This window comes from Kordia jejudonensis (genome assembly GCF_001005315.1).
Lineage (GTDB): Bacteria > Bacteroidota > Bacteroidia > Flavobacteriales > Flavobacteriaceae > Kordia > Kordia jejudonensis.
Map to the genome: position 1 here is coordinate 1 of NZ_LBMG01000099.1, position 494 is coordinate 494.

At 42.7% G+C, this 494-nt stretch carries 1 pseudogene; it reads left to right on the forward strand.

Annotation, left to right across the window (positions count from 1 at the left end):
• Window positions 1–494: pseudogene (locus tag AA089_RS25280) on the forward strand (hypothetical protein); the annotation flags it as partial.

Consider the following 494-nt stretch of genomic DNA (forward strand, 5'->3'; position numbering starts at 1 on the left):
AGTTTGATTGGGATGTGGTAACGGCTTCGCTAAATCTATTAGAAGCACCACAAGATTTAGCAGACTTTACTGTGACCTATCATCCAACAGCAGCAGATGCTTTGGCAGGAACTGCAGCACTTGTCAACGGATTTGAAAACACAACAGATCCACAAACGGTGTTTATCCGTGTGGAGAATACTGCTACGGAGTGCATCAACAGCAATAACATTGCGAGTTTAGAACTCAGTGTAGAACCAATTCCAACGGCAACAGCACCGATAGCACCTTTTCAGGTATGTGCGGAAGATGAAACCGATCAAGAAACAGGTGTATTTGATCTGACTTCTTTGGATGCGGATATTATTAATGGACAAACAGATATGGAAGTTGTCTACTATGAAACGGCGACGGATGCGGATACGGATAGCAACGCCATTGTGAATACTACAACTTATAACAACACCTCCAATCCACAAACACTCTATGTTAGAGTAAGACAAACCATGACAGGT